Source organism: Streptomyces sp. BBFR2, from assembly GCF_044497305.1.
In the GTDB taxonomy this organism is placed as follows: Bacteria; Actinomycetota; Actinomycetes; order Streptomycetales; family Streptomycetaceae; genus Streptomyces.
Window position 1 is genome coordinate 5,318,902 of the sequence record NZ_CP172415.1, and the last position, 22,697, is coordinate 5,341,598.

Sequence of the window (22,697 nt, forward strand, 5' to 3'; positions counted from 1 at the left end):
CCCGCCCGCACGGCCCGGCCACCCACGGTGCCCCGGCCGACGCCCGGCGTCCGCCCGTCCGCCATGGCGCGCCGTCCGCGCGGCCCTCCGCCGGCCCGTCGGCCGCTCAGGCCGCTCACGTTCCGCCTCATGTCCCGCTCCCCGCCCCCGCTGCCGCGCCGTCCGTGCCCGCCGGGGTGTACGGCGTGGCCGCCGCGCCCGCCCAGGGACCATCGGAGGGTATGCCGCCCGCTCCGTCGGCCGCCCGCCACAGCGCGGGCAGCGAGGCACCGGGCGCCACCGGCAGGGCCGTCCAGCCCGCCGCGCGGAAGATCCGCAGCCGGTCGTCGAGCGTCCCGGGGCGGGCGCCGGACCGCGCCTCCCGGGAGTGCTGTGCCCAGGCGGCGCCGTCCAGGACGAAGGCGACCGCGGCCGTACTGCGCCGCCGCATCCGCGCGGCCGCCTCGGCCGCCGCCTCGTCCAGCTCCCCGAAGAACGCGATCAGCAGGCCCTCGCCGCCGCGCAGCGCCTCGTACGCGGCCGAGAGGTCCGGCTCCCCGGACGGCTCCGCCACGGCCAGGGCGTCCAGCAGCAGACCGGCCGTCGCGGCGGGGTCCGCACCGCCCGGCCCGCCGGCGGTGCCCTCCGGGCCGGGCACCGAGGTGCCGGTGTCCGTCAGCAGCCGTACGGGGAAACCGCGCTCCAGCAGATGTACCGAGGCGGAGGCGGCGGCCGCCACCGCCCACTCGAACGCCGACTCCGGGCCGACGCCGTGGTGGGCCGCCTCGCGGGTGTCGAGCAGGACCGTGCACCGCGTCCGCCGCGGCTGCTCCTCCCGGCGCACCATCAGCTCGCCGTGGCGCGCCGTGGACCGCCAGTGGACCCGGCGCAGATCGTCACCGTGGCGGTAGCCGCGCGGAATGACGTCGTCCTCGCCCGCCAGCGCCGCCGAACGCCGCCCGTCGCCGTACCCGGACGCCTCCCCGGCCATCCGTACGGGCGGCAGCGGCTGGGTACGGGGCACCGCCGTCAGCGTGTCCGAGACACCGAAAGCGCAGGTCAGCTCGCACATGCCGAACGGGTCCGCCAGCCGCAGCTCCAGCGGACCCAACGGGAAGCGCCCCCGCAGATCCGACCGGACGCGGTACGACACCTCCCGGCGCCCGCCCGCCTCCACCCGGTCCAGGACGAACCGCGGCCGCGGCCCGAGCACGTACGGCACCCGGTCCTGGAGCATCAGCACGCCCGTCGGCAGCCGGGAGAGGTTCTCCACGGACAGCCCCACCCGGGCCTCGGCACCCACCGGCACCCGGGCCGGGGTGAGCGTGCGGCGGGCGGCGAGGCGGTAGCGCGTGCGGTGCAGCACCAGGACGCAGACCAGCGGCAGCGCCGCCAGCAGCAGCCCCACCCGCAGCAGATCCGCCTGGCCCAGCAGATACGCGCAGATCGCGGCGGCGACCCCCGCGGCGAGGAACGACCGGCCGCGCGTCGTCAGCCCGGCGAGGGCGGCCCGCAGCCCGCCCCGCCCGCCGGTCTCCGGGCCGCTCCCGCCGGACATCACAGCTCCCGTACGCCGGGCGGGCGGCGGTCCGGAGCATCCGCCCGGGCCTGCCGCGCCGGGTCCGGAACCGGGACGCGGTGCAGGATCTCCAGCACGATCTGCTCCGCGCCGCGGCGGTTCAACTGCGCCTGCGACGTGGGCAGCAGCCGGTGCGCGAGGACCGGGACGGCCAGCGCCTGCACATCGTCCGGGAGCGTGTACTCCCGCCCGGCGAGCGCCGCGGCCGCCTTCGCCGCGCGGACCAGGTGCAGCGTCGCCCGCGGTGAGGCGCCCAGTCGCAGATCGGGATGGGAGCGGGTGGCCGCCACCAGCTCCACGGCGTACCGGCGCACCGCCTCCGCCACATGGACGGCCCGCACCGCCTCGGTCAGCCGCACCACGTCCTGGGCGCGGGCCACCGGCCGCAGGCTCTCCAGGGGCGACGCCGCGCCGTGCACGTCCAGCATCCGCAGCTCGGCCGCCGGGCCCGGATAGCCCACGGACACCCGCGCCATGAAGCGGTCGCGCTGCGCCTCCGGCAGCGGGTACGTGCCCTCCATCTCCACCGGGTTCTGGGTGGCGACGACCATGAACGGGCTGGGCAGCTCGTACGTCCGGCCATCCATCGTGACCTGACGCTCCTCCATGGACTCCAGCAGCGCCGACTGGGTCTTGGGGGAGGCGCGGTTGATCTCGTCGCCGATCACGAACTGGGCGAAGATCGCGCCGGGCTTGAACTCGAACTCCTTGCTCCGCTGGTCGAAGACGCCGACACCGGTGATGTCGGAGGGCAGCAGATCCGGCGTGAACTGGATGCGCCGCACCGAACAGTCCAGGGACCGCGCCAGCGCCTTGGCCAGCATCGTCTTGCCGACGCCCGGCACGTCCTCGATGAGCAGGTGCCCCTCGGCGAGCAGCACCGTGAGCGCCAGCCGTACGACCTCCGGCTTGCCCTCGATGACACCCTCGACCGACCGCTGCACCCGTTCGGCAGTGGTGGTCACATCAACGAGGCTCGCTCGCTCGTCATACGTCGTCACCGGCCCTCCTCGGCCCTTCCCCGTGCCCGCGCTGAACAGAGGATCTCCCGCACCGGACCGGCGCCTTCCGTACGGCCCGGCCCGCCCCCTCACGCGGCGCCGTCCCCGGCCGGGCCGGGGCGGTGCCACCCCCGCATTCTCACCGCCGCGCGCACCCGGCGTCATGGCCTGTGGACAACTGACGGCGTTTCGCCTGGGCGGGTGACGGCCGGCCGCCCGCGTCCGGGCAGCACGGAGCCGGGCACGGGACACGCGTCCCGCACCCGGCGCCGGTACGAGGTCAGCGGGGGAAGATCTCCCGCAGCAGACCGGTGGTGACGTCGAAGACGAAGCCGCGGACGTCGTCCTTGTGGAGCAGGAACGGCGAGGTGCGCACCCGTTCCATCGACTGGCGGACGTCCTCGTCGAGGTCCTTGAACGCCTCGACGGCCCAGGTGGGACGCTGGCCGACCTCGGCCGCCAGATCGTGGCGGAAGTCCTCGGTGAGGCCCAGCAGACCGCAGTCGGTGTGGTGGATCAGCACCACCGACCGGGTGCCCAGCGCGCGCTGGCTGATGGTCAGGGAACGGATGATGTCGTCGGTGACGACGCCGCCCGCGTTGCGGATCGTGTGGCAGTCGCCCAGTTGCAGACCGAGCGCCGCGTGCAGGTCGAGGCGGGCGTCCATGCAGGCCACGACGGCGACGTTGAGGACCGGCCGGGCATCCATGCCGGGGTCGCTGAACGCTTCGGCGTACCGCTCGTTGGATGCGACGAGGCGGTCGGTGACGGTGGTCCCGGCGGTGTCGTCGGCCGGGGACGGCGACGGTGAAGCAGATATGGACATGGCCTCACCGTAGCTCCGGCCGCCGGATCCGGCCGCACCTGGGAGCGGGCATAGCGGATGACATCACCCCTTGTGACGTAATCCACATGGGGTGTTACGGAGCCCCCGTTCGGGTGAGCGGTGGCCCGAACAGCCGCTCCGGGACGCGCGGAACCGGTTGATTGACCGGGGAAGACGGTGGACTAAAGTGGCGCGAAGTGGGAGGCGTGACGCTCTCCTCGGTCCCCGAAGCCCTCGCGTGCGCACCGCACGTACGGTTCGGCCTCCTCCCGCTCCAGCGGCCTTCCGACGCCAATTCCCCGTCGCCGGAGAGCCACTTCCCCTTCAGAGCGGGCGGGGACCAAGCGGTACGTGCGGCACCCCGCCAGCGGCCGGGGACCCACCTGCCGCTCACCCATCGGAAGGCTTATGAGCGAGCGCAGCGAGCGAATCAGAAAGAGGTGCGCCCGCCCCGGATGCGGGACCGCCCGGCGAAGCGAGGTCCGCGCATGAGCGCCCACACCCGCCACGTCCCCGTCATGCTCCGGCGCTGCCTGGACATGCTCGCCCCCGCCCTCGCCGAGCCGGGCGCCGTCGTCGTCGACTGCACCCTCGGCCTCGGCGGGCACAGCGAGGCGCTGCTCGCCACCTTCCCCGCGGCCCGCCTCATCGCCCTCGACCGCGACCCCTCCGCGCTGCGCCTGGCCGGCGAACGGCTCGCCCCGTACGGCGACCGCGCCACCCTGGTGCACGCCGTCTACGACGAACTCCCCGAGGTCCTCGACCGCCTCGGCGTGCCCCGGGTCCAGGGCGTCCTCTTCGACCTCGGCGTCTCCTCCATGCAGCTCGACGAGGCCGACCGCGGCTTCGCGTACGCGCAGGACGCGCCGCTGGACATGCGGATGGACCAGACGACCGGCATCAGCGCCGCCGACGTCCTCAACACCTACGCGCCCGGGGAGCTGGTGCGGATCCTGCGCTCCTACGGGGAGGAGAAGCAGGCCAAGCGGATCGTCGAGGCGGTGGTGCGCGAGCGGGCGAAGGAGCCGTTCCGCAACAGTGCCCGGCTGGTCGAGCTGATCCGCGAGGCGCTGCCGCAGGCGGCCAAGCGGCACGGCGGCAACCCCGCCAAGCGCACCTTCCAGGCGCTGCGCATCGAGGTCAACGGCGAGCTGGCGAGCGTGGAGCGCGCCGTGCCCGCCGCGGTGAAGGCGCTGGCGGTCGGTGGCCGGATCGCGGTCCTCGCCTACCACTCGCTGGAGGACCGGATCGTCAAGCAGGTCTTCGCCGCCGGTGCCGCCAACACCGCGCCGCCCGGCCTGCCCGTCGTCCCCGAGCAGTACCAGCCGCGGCTGAAACTGCTCACCCGGGGCGCCGAACTCCCCACGGAGGAAGAGGTCGCCGAGAACCGGCGTGCGGCCCCGGCCCGGCTGCGCGGCGCCGAACGCATCCGCGAGGACATCGCGTGACCCCCCGGGGGCGTTCGCCGAAGGGGCCCTCCCGCCTCGTGGCGCTGTTCCCCGGCGGGAGCAGCTCCGCCGCGCGAACGCCCTTCGTCCTGCTGGTCGTCGTCCTCCTCGGCTCCGGGCTGCTCGCCCTGCTGCTGCTCAACTCGGCGCTCAACCAGGGCTCGTTCGAGCTGAGCCGCCTGGAGAAGCGGACCGACGAGCTGACGGACGACCAGCAGGAACTCCAGCAGCAGGTGGACGCGGTCTCCGCCCCGGGTGCCCTCGAACGCCGCGCCCGGGAGCTGGGCATGGTGCCGGGCGGCAATCCGGCGTTCCTCGCCCCGGACGGCACGGTCCGCGGCAAGCCGAGCGAGGCGACGGAGGAGCCGCGTCCGCTGCGTGCCCCGGCCGGCCCGTCGCTCCCCGGGGCGCTCGGCGGCGGCGCCACCCCGGGGGCGACGGCCACGCCGGGCGCCCCCGGGACGTCCGGCGCCACGTCCCCGGACGCCGCCGCCACCGCCGCCGGTGCCCCGTCCGCCGGTGCCCCGGCCTCCGGCGCCGCGTCCGCCGCCGTGTCCCGCCCGCGTGGTGCGGCCCCGGCCGGTCCCGTGCGTCCGGCCGCCGGGCCGTCCACCGCGGCCGTCCCTTCCCCGACAACCTCCGGCAGGTGAACCCGGTGACGGACCAGGCCCCCCAGCCGTACGACGCGCCGGACCCCGCGTCCCGCCACCGCGCCCCCGCGGCGGACGGGAGCGGGACGGCCCCCGGGGCCGCGTCCGCCGGCGTGCCGCACGGGCAGGCCGCGTCATGACCGCGCCCAAGGACCCCCGGCGCCGCGTCCCGCGCCCCGCGCAGAGCGGCGGCGCCCGCCGTCCGGCACCGAGGAACGGCCGCCCGGCGCCCAAGGGCGGCCGTCCCGCGGCAGGCCGTCCCGCCACCGGCCGCCCCCCGGCCGCCCGCCGCCCCGCCAAGGCCGCGCCGCCGCGGCGCCCGGCCCGGCCCGCGCCCGTGCTCCGGCTCGGCAGCCCCCGGCCCCGGCTGCGGCTGGTCGCCGTGGCGCTGACGCTGGTGATGCTGGTCTTCGTGGTCCGCCTCTTCCAGGTGCAGGCCGTCGACGCCGCCGCGTACGCCGCCAAGGCCAACGTCAACCGCTACGTCCCGGTGACCCTGGCCGCCGAACGCGGCGCCATCACCGACCGCTCCGGCACCGATCTCGCCACCACCGTCGACGCGTACGACATCACCGCCGACCCCAGCCTGCTGGCGCCCGACAAGATCAAGATCGCGGACGCCCCGCGGCGGGCCGCGGCGCTGCTCGCGCCGGTCCTCGGCGAGGACCGCGCCACCCTCGCCGCCAAGCTGGCCAAACCCTCCTCCCGGTACGTCGTCCTCGCCCGCCAGCAGACCCCACAGGTCTGGAAGAAGATCAAGGACATGCGGACGGAGCTGGACAAGAAGGCGGCCGCCGCGCCGAAGAAGGCGCGCGAACCCAACGTCCTCGTCGGGATCTTCGCCGACCGGCACAGCAAGCGCGTCTACCCGGGCGGCGCCCTCGCCGCCGGTGTCCTCGGCTTCGTCAACAGCGCGGGCAAGGGCGGCGGCGGGCTGGAGGCCCAGTTGAACAAGGCGCTGGCCGGCAAGGACGGCAAGCTCGTCTACGCGCAGTCCGGCGGCCGCCGGGTGCCCACCGCCGACACCCAGGAACACCCCGCCGTCCCCGGCACCGACGTCCGCCTCACCCTGGACCGCGACATCCAGTGGGAGGCGCAGAAGGCCATCACCGAACAGGTCACCGAATCCAAGGCCGACCGCGGCTACGTCGTCGTGCAGGACACCCGCACCGGCCAGATCCTCGCCCTCGCCAACGCCCCCGGCTTCGACCCCAACCACCTCGACCGGGCGAACCCCGCGGCCCTCGGCAACGCCGCCCTCACCGACGCCTACGAACCGGGCTCCACCAGCAAGCTCATGTCGATGGCCGCCGTCCTGGAGGAGGGCGCCGCCACCCCCGCGACCCGCGTCACCGTCCCCAACCGCCTGCACCGCGGCGACCGGCTCTTCGCCGACGACGTCGACCACGACACCTGGCACCTCACGCTCAACGGCGTCCTCGCCAAGTCCAGCAACATCGGCACCATCCTCGCCACCGGCCAGCTCGGGAAGACCCAGCCCGAGGCCAACCGGGTGCTCCACTCCTACCTCGACAAGTTCGGCATCGGCCGCCCCACCGGGCTCGCCTTCCCCGGCGAGACCGACGGCATCCTGGCGAAGCCGCAGGACTGGAACACCTCGCAGCAGTACACGATCCCGTTCGGCCAGGGCCTCTCCCTCAACGCCGTCCAGGCCGCCTCCGTCTACTCCACCATCGCCAACGGCGGCGAGCGCGTCGCCCCCACCCTCGTCCGCGGCACCACCGGCCCGGACGGCCGGTACCGGCCGGCGCCCGCCCCGGAGAAGACCCGCGTGGTGAGCCCGAAGACCGCCCGGCAGCTCGCCACCATGCTCGAATCGGTCGTCGACGACCGGGAGGGCACCGGTGCCGCCGCGAAGATCGACGGCTACCGCGTGGGCGGCAAGACCGGCACGTCCAACCGGGTGGATCCCAAGACCGGCCGCTACCACGGCTACACCGCGTCCTTCGCCGGTTTCGCCCCCGCCGACGCCCCCCGCATCACCGTCTACTGCGCCGTCCAGAACCCCACCAAGGGCAGCTACTTCGGCGGTCAGGTCTGCGGACCCGTCTACCAGCAGGTGATGAAGTTCGCGCTGAAAACCCTCCAGGTCCCGCCCAGCGGCAGCGCGCCCCCGAGGCTGCCCGTCACCTTCACGCCAGGCGACTGAAAACGAGGCAACATCGCCGTGACGACGATCACTCCCCACCAAACACCCGACCCGGCGCACGACTCCCGCCCGCGGCCCTCGCTTCGCCTCGGAGCCGCCGCGCCCGGTACGCTCACCGCCGTGTCACATGCTGAACAGTCCCCCAACGCCCAGAAGGACGCCTCCGGAACTTATCCGGGAGCGCCCCGCCCCGAGGAGGTCCGGCCCACCCCCCTGGCGGTCCTCGCCGAGCAGCTGGGCAACCCGGCTCCGGAAGCGGCAGACGTCCAGGTCACCGGCATCACCCACGACTCCCGGGCGGTCCGTCCCGGTGATGTCTACGCGGCTCTGCCCGGGGCCCGCCTGCACGGCGCCGACTTCGTCGCCCAGGCCGCCGACCTCGGCGCCGCGGCGATCCTGACCGACCCGACGGGCGAGAAGCGCGCCGCCGGGACGGGCCTGCCGGTCCTCGTCACCGAGGACCCGCGCGCCCGGATGGGTGCCCTCGCCGTCTCCATCTACGGCGCGCCGGGCGAGGACCTCCTCCAGATCGGCATCACGGGGACCTCCGGCAAGACCACCACGGCGTATCTGATGGAGGGCGGGCTCAAGGCCGCGGCCGAGGCCGACGGCAAGGGCGCGCTGACCGGCCTGATCGGCACCGTCGAGACCCGTATCGGCGACGAGCGCATCAAGTCGGAGCGGACCACCCCCGAGGCCACCGACCTCCAGGCGCTCTTCGCCGTCATGCGCGAGCGGGGCGTCGGCTCCGTCGCCATGGAGGTCTCCAGCCACGCGCTGGTCCTCGGCCGGGTCGACGGCTGCGTCTTCGACGTCGCCGTCTTCAACAACCTCAGCCCGGAGCACATGGAGTTCCACTCCGGCATGGAGGACTACTTCCAGGCCAAGGCCCGCCTGTTCACCCGCGCCCGCAGCCGCGCCGGTGTCGTCAACCTCGACGACGAGTACGGCAAGCGGCTGGCCCGCGGCGAGGCCGAGGTCCCGGTGACCACCTTCTCCGCCGAGGGGCACCCGGACGCCGACTGGCGCGCCGCCGACGTCGAGATCGGCGCGCTCGGCTCGACGTTCACCGTGTACGGCCCGAACGGCGAGAAGCTGCGGGCCGCCTCGCCGCTGGCCGGCCCGTTCAACGTCGCCAACGCGCTCGCCGCGATCACCGCCCTGGTCGTCGCCGGGATCGACCCGCAGACCGCCGCCGACGGCGTCGCCGCGGTCCCCGGCGTCCCCGGCCGGCTGGAGCGCGTCGACGCCGGTCAGCCGTATCTCGCCGTCGTCGACTACGCGCACAAGACCGACGCCGTCGAATCGGTTCTGCGGGCCCTGCGCAAGGTGACCGACGGCAAGCTGCACGCCGTCCTCGGCTGCGGCGGCGACCGCGACCCGCACAAGCGCGTCCCGATGGGCGCCGCGGTGGCCCGCCTCGCCGACACCGCCGTACTGACCTCCGACAACCCGCGCTCCGAGGACCCGCTCGCGATCCTCGCCACGATGCTCGCGGGCGCCGCCGAGGTACCGATCCACGAGCGCGGCACCGTCCTCGTCGAGGAGGAGCGCGGCGCCGCCATCGCCGCCGCCGTCGCCCGCGCCGAACCGGGCGACACCGTGATCGTCGCCGGCAAGGGCCACGAACAGGGCCAGGACATCGCCGGAGTGGTCCGCCCCTTCGACGACCGCCAGGTGTTGCGCGAGGCCATCGTGGCCTCGATGTCCGAGCAGCAGCCGAACCACCAGGGATGACACACCGCCATGCGCGCACAACCTTTCCGCTGGTCTCTTCCGCCGCTCGCCGGGGGTGAGCTGTGATCTCCCTGACCCTCGCCGAGATCGCGAGCATCACCGGCGGGCAGCCGCACGACATACCGGACCCGGAACTCCAGGTCACCGGCCCGGTCGTGCAGGACTCCCGGCAGGTACGCCCCGGCAGCCTCTTCGTGGCGTTCGCCGGTGAACGCGCCGACGGCCACGACTTCGCCGCCGGCGCGGTCGCCGACGGCGCGACGGCGGTCCTCGCCGCCCGCCCCGTCGGCGTCCCGGCGATCGTCGTCGACGACGTCGTCGCCGCGCTCGGCGCGCTGGCCCGCGCCGTCGTCGGGCGGCTGGGCACCAACGTCATCGCCCTCACCGGCTCCGCGGGCAAGACCAGCACCAAGGACCTGATCGCCCAGTTGCTGCGGCGCAACGGCCCGACGGTGTGGCCGGAGGGCAACCTCAACAACGAGATCGGCCTGCCGCTCACCGCGCTCCGCGCCGACGAGACCACCCGCCACCTCGTTCTGGAGATGGGCGCGCGCGGCGTCGGCCACATCCGCTACCTCGCGGCGCTCACCCCGCCCCGGATCGGTGTGGTCCTCAACGTCGGCAGCGCCCACATCGGCGAGTTCGGTGGCCGCGAGCAGATTGCCCTGGCAAAGGGCGAACTGGTGGAAGCGCTGCCCGCCGCGGACGAAGAGGGGCCCGAAGGGCTTCCGCAGGAGGGTGGCGGCGGGCGACGGGCGGGCGGAGTGGCCGTGCTCAACGCCGACGATCCCTACGTCCGCGCCATGGTCCACCGCACGAAGGCCCGTACGGTCCTCTTCGGCGAGGCGCCGGAGGCCGACGTCCGTGCCGAGAATGTCCGGCTCACCACACTCGGTCAGCCCGCCTTCACGCTCCACACACCCTCCGGGTGCAGCGAGGTGACCATGCGGCTGTACGGTGAGCACCACGTGTCGAACGCGCTCGCCGCGGCCGCCGTCGCCCACGAGTCGGGCATGCCCGTGGACGAGATCGCCACCGCGCTCTCCGAAGCCGGCACGCTCTCCCGCTGGCGGATGGAGGTCACCGAGCGCGCGGACGGCGTGACGGTGGTCAACGACGCCTACAACGCGAACCCCGAGTCCATGCGAGCGGCGCTGCGAGCGCTGGTCGCGATGGGCGAAGCCGGCAAGGAGCGGGGCGGGCGCACGTGGGCGGTGCTCGGCGAGATGGCCGAGCTGGGCGAGGACGCCCTCGCCGAACACGACGCGGTCGGACGCCTGGCCGTCCGGCTCAACGTCAGCAAGCTCGTCGCGGTCGGCGGCAGGGAAGCCGCCTGGCTGCGGATGGGCGCTTACAACGAGGGTTCGTGGGGTGAGGAGTCGGTGCACGTGTCCGACACACGGGCGGCGGTGGACCTGTTGCGCAGCGAGCTGCGGCCGGGGGACGTCGTGCTGGTGAAGGCATCCAGGTCGGTGGGGCTCGAACGGGTCGCGGCGGCACTGCTGGAGGGTGAGGGCGTACAGGGCGCCGAGAGCGGGTCCGCGACCCGATGAACTCCATGAAGCAGATCCTCTTCTCCGGAATGATCGGGCTCTTCCTGACCCTGATCGGTACCCCGCTGCTGATCAAGCTGCTGGCCAAGAAGGGCTACGGGCAGTTCATCCGCGATGACGGCCCCCGCACCCACGGCAGCAAGAAGGGCACGCCCACCATGGGCGGTATCTCCTTCATCCTGGCCACGATCATCGCGTACGCCCTGACGAAGGTGATCACCTCCAGTGACCCGACGTTCTCGGGTGTGCTGGTCCTCTTCCTCTTCGCGGGGATGGGCCTGGTCGGCTTCCTCGACGACTACATCAAGATCGTCAAGCAGCGGTCGCTGGGTCTGCGGGCCAAGGCGAAGATGGCCGGCCAGTTGATCGTCGGTATCGCCTTCGCGGTGCTCTCGCTGCAATTCGCCGACCTGCGCGGTGCGACGCCGGCGTCCGACCGGATCTCGTTCACCCAGGACTTCGGCTGGCAGATCGGCCCGGTGCTCTTCGTCATCTGGGCGCTGTTCATGATCCTGGCGATGTCCAACGGCGTGAACCTCACCGACGGTCTCGACGGTCTGGCCACCGGCGCCTCGGTGATGGTCTTCGGCGCGTACACCTTCATCGGCATCTGGCAGCACCAGGAGTCCTGCGCCAACGCGATCACCGCGGGCCCCGGCTGTTACGAGGTCCGTGACCCGCTCGACCTCGCCGTCGTCGCCTCCGCCCTGATGGGCGCCTGCTTCGGCTTCCTGTGGTGGAACACCTCGCCCGCCAAGATCTTCATGGGTGACACCGGCTCGCTGGCGCTCGGCGGCGCCCTCGCCGGTCTCGCGATCTGCTCCCGCACCGAGCTGCTGCTGGCCGTCCTGGGCGGTCTGTTCGTCCTCATCACCATGTCCGTGGTCATCCAGGTCGGCTCGTTCCGCCTGACCGGCAAGCGGGTGTTCCGGATGGCGCCACTCCAGCACCACTTCGAACTCAAGGGGTGGTCCGAAGTCCTTGTCGTGGTCCGCTTCTGGATCATCCAGGGCATGTGCGTGATCGTCGGCCTGGGCCTCTTCTACGGCGGCTGGCAGGCCGCCAAGTGACCGCCGGATTCGCGGGCGCGTACATCACCGTCGCCGGTCTGGGCGTGAGCGGCATCAGCGCCGCCCGCGCCCTGGCCGGCCGCGGCGCCCACGTCACCGTCGTGGACGGCGGCGACGGCGAGCGGCAGCGGGCCGCCGCCGCGGAGCTGGAGAGGTGGGCGGAGAAGGAGGCCGCCGAGGGTTCGGTCACCGTCCGCCTCGGCGACGGCGCCACCCTCCCCGAGAGCACCGGCCTCGTCGTCACCTCGCCCGGCTGGAAGCCGGACAGCCCGCTGTTCACCGCGGCCGCCGAGGCCGGGGTGGACGTCGTCGGTGACGTCGAGATCGCCTGGCGGCTGCGCGGCCCGGACGCCGCCGACTGGCTGGCGGTCACCGGTACCAACGGCAAGACCACCACGGTGCGGATGCTCGCCGCGATCCTGGAGGCCGAGGGCCTGCGCACCACGGTCGCGGGCAACATCGGCACCCCGATCATCGACCTGGTCCTCGCCCAGGACACCGAGCACTACGACGTCCTCGCCGTGGAACTCTCCAGCTACCAGCTCCACTGGGCCCCGTCCGTACGGGCCCACTCCGGCGCGGTCCTCAACCTCGCCCCCGACCACCTCGACTGGCACGGCTCCATGGCGGCGTACGCCGCCGACAAGGGCCGGATCTACGAGGGCAACACCGTCGCCTGCGTCTACAACGTGGCCGACGAGGCGACCGAGGACCTGGTCCGCGAGGCCGACGTCGAGGAGGGCTGCCGCGCGATCGGTTTCACCCTCGGCACGCCCGGCCCCTCGCAGCTCGGCGTCGTCGAGGGCCTCCTCGTCGACCGCGCCTTCGTCGAGAACCGCCACAAGCAGGCCCAGGAACTCGCCGAGGTCGCCGACATCACGCCGCCCGCCCCGCACAACATCGCCAACGCCCTCGCGGCGGCGGCGCTGGCCCGTGCGTACGGCGTACGGCCCGCGGCGGTCCGGGAGGGGCTGCGGGCGTTCCAGCCGGACGCCCACCGCATCCAGCACGTCGCGGAGGTCGCCGGTGTGACGTACATCGACGATTCCAAGGCGACCAACACCCACGCGGCCGAGGCGTCGTTGGCCTCGTATGACCACATCGTCTGGATCGCCGGGGGACTCGCCAAGGGAGCCACCTTCGACGAGCTGGTGCGCACGGCCGCGGGACGGCTGCGCGGGGTGGTGCTGATCGGTGCCGACCGGGCGCTGATCCGCGAAGCCCTGGCGCGACACGCCCCCGATGTCCCGGTGGTCGACCTCGACCGGACCGACACTGGGGCGATGTCCGCGGCGGTCCGCGAAGCGGCCGCCCTGGCCGGGCCCGGTGACACGGTGCTCCTGGCCCCGGCCTGCGCCTCGATGGACATGTATCTGAACTACAACAAGCGCGGCGACGCCTTCGCCGACGCGGTGCGCGAGCTGAACGCACCAGGCCGGTAGCCGCTCGTCCCGCTCCCGTCGAGGATCTGCGGCCCGCACTGTGGAGGGGACGAGATGACGGCCCGATCGGCGAAGACGGCGCCGCCGCGGCCGCGGCGCACCGCCGCCGCGCCGCGGCCGCCGCGTGGGGGCCGCCGCCCGACCGGCGGCGCCCCGCGGCGGCTCTACACCCGGGTCCGGCGGGCCTGGGACCGTCCGCTGACGGCGTACTACCTGATCCTCGGCGGCAGCATGCTGCTCATCGTCCTCGGTCTGGTGATGGTCTACTCGGCCTCGCAGATCAAGGCGCTGCAGTCCGGGCTCGCGCCGAGCTTCTTCTTCCGCAAACAGTTGATGGCCGCGGTCATCGGCGCCGTGCTGCTCCACCTCGCCGCCCGGCTGCCGGTCCGGCTGCACCGCACGCTGGCCTATCCGCTGCTGGCCGTCTCGGTGTTCGCGATGTGTCTGGTGCAGGTGCCGGGGATCGGGGTCGCGGTCAACGGCAACCAGAACTGGATCAGTCTCGGCGGCGCCTTCCAGATGCAGCCCAGCGAGTTCGGCAAGCTCGCGCTCGTCCTGTGGGGCGCCGATCTGCTCGCCCGCAAGCAGGAGCGGAAGCTGCTGACGCAGTGGAAGCATCTACTGGTGCCGCTGATCCCGGTCGCCTTCCTGCTGCTCGGGCTGATCATGCTCGGCGGCGACATGGGCACCGCGATCATTCTCACGGCGATCCTCTTCGGACTGCTGTGGCTGGCGGGCGCTCCGACCCGGCTGTTCGCCGGGGTGCTGGGCGCCGCGGCGGTGATCGGCGCGCTGCTGATCAAGACCAGCGCCAACCGGATGTCCCGTCTCGCCTGCATCGGTGCGACCGATCCGGGCCCCAGCGACCAGTGCTGGCAGGCGGTGCACGGTATCTACGCGCTGGCCTCCGGCGGATTCTTCGGTTCCGGGCTCGGCGCGAGTATGGAAAAATGGGGTGAACTCCCTGAACCGCACACCGACTTCATCTTCGCCATCACCGGGGAGGAACTGGGACTGGCGGGGACGCTGTCGGTGCTCGCCCTGTTCGCGGCTCTAGGCTATGCGGGTATCCGCGTGGCCGGACGCACGGAGGACCCCTTCGTGAGGTACGCCGCGGGAGGTGTGACCACCTGGATCATGGCCCAGACCATGGTCAACATCGGTGCGGTGCTCGGCCTGTTGCCGATCGCCGGCGTCCCGCTCCCGCTGTTCTCCTACGGAGGCTCCGCCCTGCTGCCGTCGATGTTCGCCGTCGGGCTGCTGATCGCCTTCGCGCGTGACGAGCCCGCGGCACGGGCGGCGCTGGCCGCGCAGGCCACGCGGCGGCCGGGTTCCGGAAGGAAACCGGCCGGGGTGAGATGGAAGACGATGAGACGGCGCGTCACGAGGCGACCGTCCGGAGAGCGGTGAATTTCGGTGCATGTCGTACTCGCCGGCGGGGGGACCGCCGGCCACATCGAGCCCGCGCTCGCCCTCGCGGACGCCCTGCGGAGGCAGGACCCGACCGTGGGGATCACGGCCCTCGGCACGGAACGGGGTCTGGAGACCCGGCTCGTCCCGGAGCGCGGCTACGAGCTGGGACTGATCCCGGCCGTACCGCTGCCCCGTAAGCCCACCCCCGAACTCATCACCGTCCCCGGGCGGCTGCGCGGCACCATCAAGGCGGCCGAGCAGATCCTGGAGCGGACGAAGGCGGACTGCGTCGTCGGCTTCGGCGGCTACGTCGCGCTGCCCGGCTACCTCGCCGCCAAGCGGCTGGGCGTGCCGATCGTCGTCCACGAGGCCAACGCCCGCCCCGGCCTCGCCAACAAGATCGGCTCGCGGTACGCCAAGTACGTCGCGGTCTCCACCCCGGACAGCAAGCTGCGCGGCGCCCGCTACGTCGGCATTCCGCTGCGCCGCACCATCGCGACGCTCGACCGGGCGGCCGTCCGCCCCGAGGCGCGCGCCGCGTTCGGGCTCGACCCGAACCTCCCGACGCTGCTGGTCTCCGGCGGCTCCCAGGGCGCGCGCCGCCTCAACGAGATGATCCAGGCGGCGGTTCCGGCGCTCCAGCGCTCCGGCATCCAGGTGCTGCACGCGGTCGGCCCGAAGAACGAACTGCCGCACGTCGACAACATGCCGGGGATGCCCCCCTACGTCCCGGTACCGTACGTGGACCGGATGGATCTCGCGTACGCCGCGGCGGACATGATGCTCTGCCGCGCGGGCGCGATGACCGTCGCCGAACTCTCCGCCGTCGGGCTCCCCGCCGCCTACGTCCCGCTGCCGATCGGCAACGGCGAACAGCGGCTCAACGCCCAGCCGGTGGTCAACGCCGGCGGTGGACTCCTCGTCGACGACGCCCAGCTCACCCCGGAGTGGGTGCAGTCCACGGTCCTCCCGGTCCTCGCCGACCCGCACCGGCTGTACGAGATGTCCCGCGCGGCCTCCGAGTTCGGCCGCCGGGACGCCGACGAACTCCTCGTCGGCATGGTGTACGAGGCGATTGCCCAGCGGAACAGCTAGACGAAAGGCAGGGGGAGCGTGGCCGGACCGACCGCCGCCCGCAGCGGTACCAAGGGGGCGCCGGTCTCCGGCCCGCCCCCCGCCGAACCGGCCCGCGCCCGACGGCGTTTGTGGCCACGCCTCCCCGCCCGCCGCGGTCTGATCATCACTCTGATCGCGGTGTTCCTCCTCGGCGGCTTCACGGTCTGGGCCCTCTACGGCTCCGACTGGCTACGGGTGACGGGCGTCCGGACCTCCGGCACCCGCGTGCTGACCCCCCGCGAGGTGACCGAAGCCGCCGATGTCCCGCTGCACACCCCGCTGGTCTCGGTCGGCACCGACGAGATCGGCGCCCGGTTGCGCCACCGGCTGCCGCGGATCAAATCCGTGGACGTGGTCCGTTCCTGGCCGCACACCATCGCCTTGAAGGTGACCGAAAGGGTGCCGGAACTGGTCATGCCCGAAGGCGGCAAGTACGTCGAAGTCGATGCCCAGGGCGTCCGTTTCGCGACGGTGCCCGCACCTCCCAAGGGCGTTCCCGCACTTCAGCTCGCGGCGGACAACGCCCCGAGCCTGGACCGCTTCGGCCCCGCCCGGCTGCGCCGCGCCGCGGTCGAAGTGGCGTCCAGCCTCCCCAAAACCCTTCATCATCAGGTCAAAACCGTGCGCGTGACGTCGTACGATGCGATCACACTCGAACTGAACGGGAACCGCACGGTGCTGTGGGGAAGCAGTGAACGCGGCACCCGGAAGGCCGCGGTGCTGACCGCTCTCCTCAAAGCCGCGCGTGACGCACGCCACTTTGACGTATCCGTTCCCAGCGCACCTGCGGTGTCCGGGAGTTGACGGCCGTCGTCGCAGGCCAGCCCCCTGGATGGCTATCACCGCGGGTGATCACATAGGGTGAAAAGAAAAACGGGAGGTTCGGCGTGTTCGTTGAACGTGCGCCACTTGTCGACTTAGTGTCTCGTTCCAAAGGGACTTTGCTTCCAAGGAACACGGATACAAGTAACCCTAAACTTCAACGTTAGGGTTCGGGTCGGCATTAACGGACCGTCCCATCGGCATCAGTCGGCGTCCACAAGGAATGTGAGGCGGCGACACGTAACTCGAGGCGAGAGGCCTTCGACGTGGCAGCACCGCAGAACTACCTCGCAGTCATCAAGGTCGTCGGCATCGGCGGCGGTGGCGTGAACGCCATCAACCGGATGATCGAGGTCGGGCTCAAGGGCGTCGAGTTCATCGCGATCAACACCGATGCGCAGGCGTTGCTGATGAGCGACGCCGACGTCAAGCTCGACGTCGGCCGCGAAATGACCCGCGGACTCGGCGCCGGGGCCAACCCGGACGTCGGCCGTAAGGCGGCCGAGGACCACCGCGAGGAGATCGAGGAGGTCCTCAAGGGGGCCGACATGGTCTTCGTGACCGCGGGCGAGGGCGGCGGCACCGGCACCGGCGGCGCCCCCGTCGTCGCCAACATCGCCCGTTCGCTGGGCGCCCTGACGATCGGTGTGGTCACCCGGCCGTTCACCTTCGAGGGCCGCCGACGGGCCAACCAGGCCGAGGACGGCATCGCCAGCCTCCGCGAAGAGGTCGACACCCTCATCGTCATCCCCAACGACCGCCTGCTGTCCATCTCGGACCGCCAGGTGAGCGTGCTGGACGCGTTCAAGTCGGCGGACCAGGTGCTGCTGTCGGGTGTCCAGGGCATCACCGACCTGATCACCACGCCGGGCCTGATCAACCTCGACTTCGCCGACGTCAAGTCCGTGATGTCGGAGGCCGGTTCGGCGCTCATGGGTATCGGCTCGGCGCGCGGCGACGACCGCGCGGTGGCCGCCGCGGAGATGGCGATCTCCTCGCCCCTCCTGGAGGCGTCCATCGACGGCGCCCGTGGCGTGCTGCTCTCCATCTCCGGCGGCTCGGACCTCGGTCTCTTCGAGATCAACGAGGCCGCGCAACTGGTCAGCGAGGCGGCGCACCCCGAGGCGAACATCATCTTCGGCGCGGTCATCGACGACGCGCTCGGCGACGAGGTGCGCGTCACCGTCATCGCCGCGGGCTTCGACGGCGGTCAGCCGCCGGCCCGCCGCGACACGGTCATCGGCTCCTCCTCGGCCAAGCGCGAGGACCCGGCCCCGGCCCCGAGCCGTCCGGTCACCCCGCCCGAGCCGCGTTCGTCGTCCTTCGCCGGACTGGGCGCGGTGCCGGTGCGCGACGAGGAGCCGGCCCCGGCCGAGTCCTCCTCGCTGGGCGAGGTGCTGTCCCCGCAGCCCACCACCCCGCAGGTGCCCCCGGCCCGTCCGTACTCGGACACCGCGGCCGAGGAGCTGGACGTCCCCGACTTCCTGAAGTAGCCGAAGCACAGCAGTGATAGGGCAGCAGCGGTACGCGAGCGGCGCGCACTTCGCCTTCACCGACAGGTGGGGCGGGGTGAGCGCCGCTCCGTACGATCAGCTCAATCTCGGCGGCGCGGTCGGCGACGACCCCGCGGCCGTACGGGAGAACCGTGCCCGCGCCGCCCGGGAGCTCGGCCTCGCGCCCGGGTCCGTGGTCTGGATGAACCAGGTGCACGGCAAGGACGTCGCGGTGGTCGACGGACCGTGGCGCGACGACGCCATCCCCTGTGTGGACGCGCTGGTGACCACCCGCCGGGGCCTGGCCCTCGCGGTGCTCACCGCCGACTGCACCCCGGTACTCCTCGCCGACCCGGTCGCCGGGGTCATCGGCGCCGCGCACGCCGGGCGGCCCGGGATGGTGGCGGGCGTGGTGCCCGAAACGGTCCGCGCCATGACCGCACTGGGCGCGCGGCCCGACCGGATCACCGCCCACACCGGACCGTCGGTGTGTGGACGGTGTTACGAGGTGCCCGCCGCGATGCGGGACGAGGTCGCGTCCGTGGTCCCCGAGGCGTGGGCGACCACCTCCTGGGGCACCCCGGCGGTCGATGTCACCGCGGGTGTCGTGGCCCAACTCGCCGCCGCCGGCGTACCGGTCAGTGAAGATTCCCACATCTGCACCCTGGAATCGGCGGACCACTTCTCCTATCGGCGCGACCGCACCACCGGGCGGCTCGCGAGTTACGTATGGCTGGACGGGGCGTTGTGACGGATCGCAGGACGGAACTGGCCGCCAATCTGGCGCGGGTCGAGGAGCGCATCGCGGCCGCGTGCGCCGCCGCCGGGCGCCAACGTGACGAGGTCACGCTGATCGTGGTCACCAAGACCTACCCGGCGAGCGATGTACGGCTGCTCGCGGAGCTGGGAGTGCGTCAGGTCGCGGAGAACCGCGATCAGGACGCGGCGCCGAAGGCCGCCGAATGTTCTGATCTGCCCCTTACTTGGCATTTTGTTGGTCAACTGCAGACCAACAAGGTCCGCTCCGTGGCCGGCTACGCCGGGCTCGTGCAGTCCGTCGACCGCGCCCGTCTGGTCACCGCGCTCTCCAGGGAAGCGGTGCGCGCGGAGCGGGAGATGGGGTGCCTGATCCAGGTGGCGCTGGATGCCGAGGCGGGGGAGCGGGGTGACCGCGGCGGGGTGGCGCCGGACGGTGTCGCCGCTCTCGCGGAGGCGATCGACGGCGCTCAAGGGCTGCGCCTGGACGGTGTGATGACGGTCGCACCGCTGGCCGGGCCGTATGCCGGGCGCCAACGGGCCGCGTTCGAGCGGCTCATGGAAATCTCAACCGACCTGCGCGCCGCTTATCCTGCTGCCACCATGGTGTCGGCGGGCATGAGCGCGGACCTGGAGGACGCCGTGGCGGCCGGAGCGACACATGTGCGCGTCGGCACTGCGGTGCTCGGAGTCCGTCCACGCCTCGGGTAACGTCGCCAAGCAAGTCGGACCACAGCACAAAATATGGTCATTCCCGTAAAAAATGGGACAGGCCCAGTGGATCCAGGGCACCCGGTGACGGAGCCGATCCACCACAGAGCGGAGGACGCAGAGAATGGCCGGCGCGATGCGCAAGATGGCGGTCTACCTCGGCCTCGTGGAGGACGATGGGTACGACGGCCGGGGGTTCGACCCCGATGACGAGTTCGAGCCCGAGCTCGATCCGGAGCCCGACCGCGGGCGGCGGCAACAGCAGCAAGTGCAGCCGGAGACACGCCCGGAGCGGGAGGAGCCGGTCAGATCCGTACAGCCTCCCGCGCAGCGTGAGCCTGCTCCGCTGCCCGCGGAAAGCGGACGACCCGCCCGAATCGCCCCCGTGGCATCCATCACACCCGACCGTCCGAATCTGGAGAAGAACGCACCGGTGATCATGCCCAAAGTTGTGTCCGAGCGGGAGCCTTACCGCATCACCACACTGCACCCCCGGACCTACAACGAAGCCCGTACCATCGGGGAACACTTCCGTGAGGGCACTCCGGTGATCATGAATCTCACGGAGATGGACGACACCGACGCGAAGCGACTTGTCGACTTTGCCGCCGGGCTAGTCTTCGGTCTGCACGGCAGCATCGAGCGCGTGACGCAGAAGGTGTTCCTGTTGTCGCCTGCTAACGTCGATGTCACGGCGGAGGACAAGGCCCGTATCGCAGAGGGTGGGTTCTTCAACCAGAGCTGAGACGCAACACCGGGCACACCGAGGCCGCGAGGCCGACACGAGGGATCAGGGGAGAGGGACGCGCGAAGATGAATGTCTTTGGGCAGGTGATCTACATCGCGCTGTACTGCTTCCTGATCGTGTTGATCTTCCGGCTGGTGATGGACTACGTGTTCCAGTTCGCCCGTTCATGGCAGCCAGGCAAGGCAATGGTCGTCATTCTCGAGGCCGCTTACACCATCACGGATCCGCCACTCAAGCTTCTGCGGCGGGTCATCCCGCCGCTGCGTCTCGGGGGCGTGGCGCTTGACCTGTCCTTCTTCGTATTGATGATCATCGTATACATCCTGATCACCGCTGTGAGGTCGGTGTTGTTGGTGTGAACGATACGGTCTTGCCGATTGCCGACGACTACGTTGAGGTGAAGTAGAGATGCCGTTGACCCCCGAGGACGTGCGGAACAAGCAGTTCACGACCGTCCGCCTCCGAGAAGGCTATGACGAGGACGAGGTCGATGCCTTCCTCGACGAGGTGGAAGCCGAACTGACCCGTCTGCTGCGGGAGAACGAGGACCTGCGCGCGAAGCTGGCCGCCGCCACGCGGGCCGCCGCGCAGAACCAGCAGCAGGGCCTGCGTAAGGGACCCGACCAGCAGCAGGAGCAGCAGCAGCGCGGCGGGGCCCCGGTGCCCGCCGCCATATCGGGTCCGCAGCCGGTCCCGCCGCAGCAGCAGGGGATGGGTGGACCTCCCCAGCTTCCCGGCGGTGCACCCCAGCTGCCCGCAGGTCCCGGTGGACACGGCCCGCAGGCCGGTCCGCACGGCCCCGGCCCGATGGGCCCCGGCGGTCCGATGGGTGGCGGCCCCCTGGGCGGCCCCGGCGGTCCGCAGCAGTTGCCCCAGGGCGGGCAGCAGCAGGGCGGTCCCGGCGGTGACAGCGCGGCGCGCGTGCTGTCGCTGGCGCAGCAGACCGCCGACCAGGCGATCGCGGAGGCCCGTTCCGAGGCCAACAAGATCGTCGGCGAGGCGCGTTCGCGCGCCGAGGGCCTGGAGCGGGACGCCCGCGCCAAGGCCGACGCGCTGGAGCGGGACGCGCAGGAGAAGCACCGCGTCGCGATGGGCTCCCTGGAGTCCGCCCGCGCCACGCTGGAGCGCAAGGTCGAGGACCTGCGCGGCTTCGAGCGCGAGTACCGCACGCGTCTGAAGTCGTACCTGGAGAGCCAGCTTCGTCAGTTGGAGAACCAGGCGGACGACTCGCTGGCCCCGCCGCGGACCCCGGCGACCGCGTCGCTGCCGCCGTCGCCCTCGATGGCGTCGGCCGGTGCCGGCTCCATGGGCGGTGGCAACCACACCATGGGTGGCGGTCAGTCGATGGGCGGCCACAACGGCGGCTCCAGCGGCGGCCCGTCGTACGGCGGCCAGCAGCAGATGGCGCCCGCGATGACCCAGCCGATGGCTCCGGTGCGGCCGCAGAGCCCGCAGCCGATGGGCCAGGCGCCGTCGCCGATGCGCGGCTTCCTCATCGACGAGGACGACAACTGACGTAGACCGGCGCTCCGCGTCGCACACGTTCGGCAATCAGGGCCGGGCCCCGAGGGACATGTTCCCCCGGGGCCCGGCCCTTTCGCGTGTGCGGAGCGATGGGGTGCGCCGGAATGGGGTGGTGGGTGTGGGGAGTTGGTCCGGCTTCCGGCGGACGCCCGGCGGGCGTGATGCGGGCCGGCCGTTGCGAGGTTCGCGGTCCGGCGCGTTCTGCCGGGGTTGTCAGCCGTGGTGTGCGTCGCGTCCCCCGTTCGTGCGGCGCTCGTTCGGGGGGTGGTGGCCCGGGGTGGCGCGGCGGGTGCCGGGCGGGAAATCGCACCGGTCCGGACGGAGAACGTGCGGGTGCCCGGCCCCGTCGGGCGGGAACGCACCGGGCGGCCGGGCCGGTCGGGGCGGAGAACGTACCGGGTGCTGGGCCGGGGCCGGGCGGAGAACGTACCGGGTGCTGGGCCGGGGCCGGGCGGAGAACGTGCCGGGTGCTGGGCCGGGGCCGGGCGGAGAACGTGCCGGGTGCTGGGCCGGGGCCGGGCGGAGAACGTACCGTCACCCGGCCTCGTACGAGGGGAAACATCAGCTCCGGGACCTGCCGGGGGTGAGGGTGAGGCGGCCCCGCCGTGCGGGGGCACGCCGGGGGCGCCGGGCGGGGCGTCACGCGGGGGGCCACGGCC

The 22,697-nt window shown here is 72.5% G+C and carries 19 protein-coding genes; 16 read left to right on the forward strand and 3 right to left on the reverse strand.

Translation table 11 applies throughout. The annotated features are described in order from the left end of the window. Positions 1 to 127: 127 nt before the first annotated feature. The 3 genes from ACGH2B_RS21640 to ACGH2B_RS21650 all read right to left on the reverse strand — a co-directional run bounded on the left by ACGH2B_RS21640 (position 128) and on the right by ACGH2B_RS21650 (position 3,385). Complete coding sequence (locus tag ACGH2B_RS21640) at positions 128 to 1,537, reverse strand: DUF58 domain-containing protein (protein WP_399092303.1); 1,410 nt, start codon at positions 1,535 to 1,537, stop codon at positions 128 to 130. Next, positions 1,537 to 2,559, reverse strand: coding sequence for an AAA family ATPase (locus tag ACGH2B_RS21645; RefSeq protein ID WP_399092306.1), 1,023 nt, complete (start codon positions 2,557 to 2,559; stop codon positions 1,537 to 1,539). Before ACGH2B_RS21645 ends, ACGH2B_RS21640 begins: the two co-directional genes overlap by 1 nt. A gap of 280 nt (positions 2,560 to 2,839) precedes the next feature. Further along, positions 2,840 to 3,385, reverse strand: a complete 546-nt coding sequence (locus tag ACGH2B_RS21650) for a beta-class carbonic anhydrase (RefSeq protein WP_399092309.1) — start codon at positions 3,383 to 3,385, stop codon at positions 2,840 to 2,842. Positions 3,386 to 3,873: 488 nt separating this feature from the next. On the opposite strand from ACGH2B_RS21650, the gene rsmH reads away from it, so the two are divergent. The 16 genes from rsmH to ACGH2B_RS21730 all read left to right on the forward strand — a co-directional run bounded on the left by rsmH (position 3,874) and on the right by ACGH2B_RS21730 (position 22,029). Further along, positions 3,874 to 4,833 carry a 16S rRNA (cytosine(1402)-N(4))-methyltransferase RsmH gene (gene rsmH / locus ACGH2B_RS21655; RefSeq protein ID WP_399092312.1) on the forward strand — a complete coding sequence of 320 codons (960 nt, stop codon included), beginning with the start codon at positions 3,874 to 3,876 and terminating at the stop codon, positions 4,831 to 4,833. Positions 4,834 to 4,871: 38 nt separating this feature from the next. Continuing rightward, positions 4,872 to 5,483: a septum formation initiator family protein gene (locus tag ACGH2B_RS21660; protein WP_399092315.1), complete on the forward strand. Its 612-nt coding sequence runs from the start codon at positions 4,872 to 4,874 to the stop codon at positions 5,481 to 5,483. A gap of 136 nt (positions 5,484 to 5,619) precedes the next feature. Further along, positions 5,620 to 7,653, forward strand: a complete 2,034-nt coding sequence (locus ACGH2B_RS21665; RefSeq protein ID WP_399092318.1) for a peptidoglycan D,D-transpeptidase FtsI family protein — start codon at positions 5,620 to 5,622, stop codon at positions 7,651 to 7,653. 18 nt (positions 7,654 to 7,671) lie between these two features. Then, entirely contained in the window at positions 7,672 to 9,390 is a 1,719-nt protein-coding gene (locus ACGH2B_RS21670) for a UDP-N-acetylmuramoyl-L-alanyl-D-glutamate--2,6-diaminopimelate ligase (RefSeq protein WP_399092321.1), read from the forward strand. Positions 9,391 to 9,452: 62 nt separating this feature from the next. Then, on the forward strand, positions 9,453 to 10,943 hold the full coding sequence (gene murF, locus ACGH2B_RS21675) for a UDP-N-acetylmuramoyl-tripeptide--D-alanyl-D-alanine ligase (RefSeq protein WP_399092325.1): 1,491 nt from the start codon (positions 9,453 to 9,455) through the stop codon (positions 10,941 to 10,943). Positions 10,944 to 10,948: 5 nt separating this feature from the next. After that, positions 10,949 to 12,013: a phospho-N-acetylmuramoyl-pentapeptide-transferase gene (gene mraY, locus ACGH2B_RS21680; protein ID WP_399092328.1), complete on the forward strand. Its 1,065-nt coding sequence runs from the start codon at positions 10,949 to 10,951 to the stop codon at positions 12,011 to 12,013. After that, entirely contained in the window at positions 12,010 to 13,455 is a 1,446-nt protein-coding gene (gene murD / locus ACGH2B_RS21685) for a UDP-N-acetylmuramoyl-L-alanine--D-glutamate ligase (protein WP_399092331.1), read from the forward strand. Before mraY ends, murD begins: the two co-directional genes overlap by 4 nt. A gap of 54 nt (positions 13,456 to 13,509) precedes the next feature. Further along, positions 13,510 to 14,865, forward strand: a complete 1,356-nt coding sequence (gene ftsW / locus ACGH2B_RS21690) for a putative lipid II flippase FtsW (protein WP_399092334.1) — start codon at positions 13,510 to 13,512, stop codon at positions 14,863 to 14,865. Positions 14,866 to 14,871: 6 nt separating this feature from the next. Next, complete coding sequence (gene murG / locus ACGH2B_RS21695; protein WP_399092337.1) at positions 14,872 to 15,963, forward strand: undecaprenyldiphospho-muramoylpentapeptide beta-N-acetylglucosaminyltransferase; 1,092 nt, start codon at positions 14,872 to 14,874, stop codon at positions 15,961 to 15,963. 18 nt (positions 15,964 to 15,981) lie between these two features. Further along, positions 15,982 to 16,788, forward strand: a complete 807-nt coding sequence (locus ACGH2B_RS21700; protein ID WP_399092340.1) for a cell division protein FtsQ/DivIB — start codon at positions 15,982 to 15,984, stop codon at positions 16,786 to 16,788. 284 nt (positions 16,789 to 17,072) lie between these two features. Further along, positions 17,073 to 18,299 carry a cell division protein FtsZ gene (gene ftsZ / locus ACGH2B_RS21705; RefSeq protein WP_399092343.1) on the forward strand — a complete coding sequence of 409 codons (1,227 nt, stop codon included), beginning with the start codon at positions 17,073 to 17,075 and terminating at the stop codon, positions 18,297 to 18,299. A 13-nt stretch (positions 18,300 to 18,312) separates the two neighbouring features. Continuing rightward, a complete protein-coding gene (gene pgeF, locus ACGH2B_RS21710) occupies positions 18,313 to 19,050 on the forward strand; it encodes a peptidoglycan editing factor PgeF (RefSeq protein WP_399092346.1) in 738 nt (245 codons plus the stop codon). Next, a complete protein-coding gene (locus ACGH2B_RS21715) occupies positions 19,047 to 19,766 on the forward strand; it encodes a YggS family pyridoxal phosphate-dependent enzyme (protein WP_399092349.1) in 720 nt (239 codons plus the stop codon). Before pgeF ends, ACGH2B_RS21715 begins: the two co-directional genes overlap by 4 nt. Before the next feature lie 124 nt (positions 19,767 to 19,890). Further along, on the forward strand, positions 19,891 to 20,511 hold the full coding sequence (locus tag ACGH2B_RS21720) for a cell division protein SepF (protein ID WP_399092352.1): 621 nt from the start codon (positions 19,891 to 19,893) through the stop codon (positions 20,509 to 20,511). 68 nt (positions 20,512 to 20,579) lie between these two features. Beyond that, positions 20,580 to 20,873, forward strand: coding sequence for a YggT family protein (locus ACGH2B_RS21725; protein WP_399092355.1), 294 nt, complete (start codon positions 20,580 to 20,582; stop codon positions 20,871 to 20,873). A 49-nt stretch (positions 20,874 to 20,922) separates the two neighbouring features. After that, positions 20,923 to 22,029 carry a DivIVA domain-containing protein gene (locus ACGH2B_RS21730; protein WP_399092358.1) on the forward strand — a complete coding sequence of 369 codons (1,107 nt, stop codon included), beginning with the start codon at positions 20,923 to 20,925 and terminating at the stop codon, positions 22,027 to 22,029. The last annotated feature ends 668 nt before the right edge of the window (positions 22,030 to 22,697 follow it).